This window comes from Streptomyces sp. KLMMK (assembly GCF_036961605.1).
GTDB classification, from domain to species: Bacteria; Actinomycetota; Actinomycetes; order Streptomycetales; family Streptomycetaceae; genus Streptomyces; species Streptomyces telluris.
The window spans coordinates 1-1,317 of the sequence record NZ_JBAMDC010000745.1 but is presented as its reverse complement, the minus strand read 5'-3'; the positions used below and the strand labels follow the sequence as shown (position 1 = coordinate 1,317).

The 1,317-nt window shown below is 76.1% G+C and carries 2 protein-coding genes; one reads left to right on the top strand and one right to left on the bottom strand.

What is annotated here, in order from left to right; translation table 11 throughout:
• The coding region (locus tag V7793_RS37675; protein WP_336014251.1) for an FCD domain-containing protein at positions 1 to 181 on the top strand (181 nt) is incomplete at its 5' end.
• Positions 182 to 320: 139 nt separating this feature from the next.
• Here V7793_RS37675 and V7793_RS37670 read toward each other — a convergent pair.
• Complete coding sequence (locus tag V7793_RS37670) at positions 321 to 1,124, bottom strand: hypothetical protein (RefSeq protein ID WP_336014252.1); 804 nt, start codon at positions 1,122 to 1,124, stop codon at positions 321 to 323.
• Between the last annotated feature and the right edge of the window lie 193 nt (positions 1,125 to 1,317).

Sequence of the window (1,317 nt, the reverse complement as noted above, 5' to 3'; positions counted from 1 at the left end):
CGCCGTCGCCGACGAGCTCCACCGCCGCGCGCAGTGGCCGATGGCCCACGGCCGGCCGCACCGCGCGGCCGACCTCGTCGCCGACGCCGCCGAACACCACGCCTTGCTGGCGGCGCTGGCCGCGCACGACGTGGAGCGGGCCGAGGCGCTGGTGAGGGGGCACTTCGCGGGAGCGGAGTGAAGTGAGCAGGAGCCGGAGGGCGCCCGGAGGACGCCCGGAGGACGCCCGGGCGACGGCGCAAGCGGCCGGCGCCGAGCCCCGCGGCCCGGCACGGGGCCTCTGCGGTCAGTGAGGCTCTGCGGTCAGTGAGACCCGGCGATCAGTCCGGGCTCGCCGCCGCGGCGGTCAGCTGGTCCGCCAGCCAGCCCGGGACGCCGCCGAGCAGCCGGACCAGCCGGGCGGCCTCCTCCCGCAGCCGGGCGGCCTCACCCGGGTCGTCCAGGACGGCGGCGAGCGAGGCCAGCGCCGGGGCGATGCCCACCAGATAGCCCAGCTCTTCCCGGATGCGAAGCGACTCCGCGAAGCCGTAGCGCGCCTCGGCGAGCCTGCCCTCGTGCTCGGCCATGGCCGCCACGTGCCGCCAGGTGAAGGACAGCAGCAGGCGCTGGCCCTGCGCCGTCGCCCCCGCGTGGGCGCGCTCGAAGGCGGCCGTCGCGTCGGACGGGTTGTCCGACAGGTGCTGGGCGATCAGGCCGCGGCGGAAGTGCAGCAGGGGGCGGTTCGGCGACCCCGGCGCGAGCAGGGCCGCGGCCCTGCCCAGGGCCGAACGGGCCTCGTCCGCCCGGTCGCGGACGCCCAGCAGGGTGGACGCGTAGGCCAGATGGCCGCGCTCGCAGGCCGCCGCCCCGCGCTCCTCGTCGTTCGTGGCCAGGGCCTCCGCCGCGCGCAGCGCGTCCTCGGCGGCTCCCCACCCCTCCTTGGTGAACATGCACTGCTCGGTCAGCACTGCCGTCCGCTGCAGGGCCGGCCCGGGCTCGGCGGCCGCGCGCGGTGCGAGCAGGGCCGCCGCGTCGTCCCAGCAGGCGCGTGAGCGCAACCGCCACACGGCCCGCTCCAGTGGATCGTCCCCCCGCGGATCCCCGCCGTGCGGTCCCCGCGGCTCCGGCAACCCCGCATTACGCATGGCGGTGTCCGCCACAGTGCCCTCCCCAAGCGCGCCGTCGAGCTGGAAGCCGTGACCGCATCTCAGCACGAAGACGAGGGCCCGGCCAAGGGTCAGGTGTGAACCAATTCACAAATGCTCTCCCAGCGGTACGTGCACATTACCAAGAGTGAGCGGACTCTGAGCGCGGTGGCGCTCATATGCGCTCCCGGGA

Coding starts and splice junctions, on each gene's coding strand:
- V7793_RS37670 (WP_336014252.1), bottom strand. CDS start 1,124: ATGCGTAATGCGGGGTTGCCGGAGCCGCGGGGACCGCACGGCGGGGAT.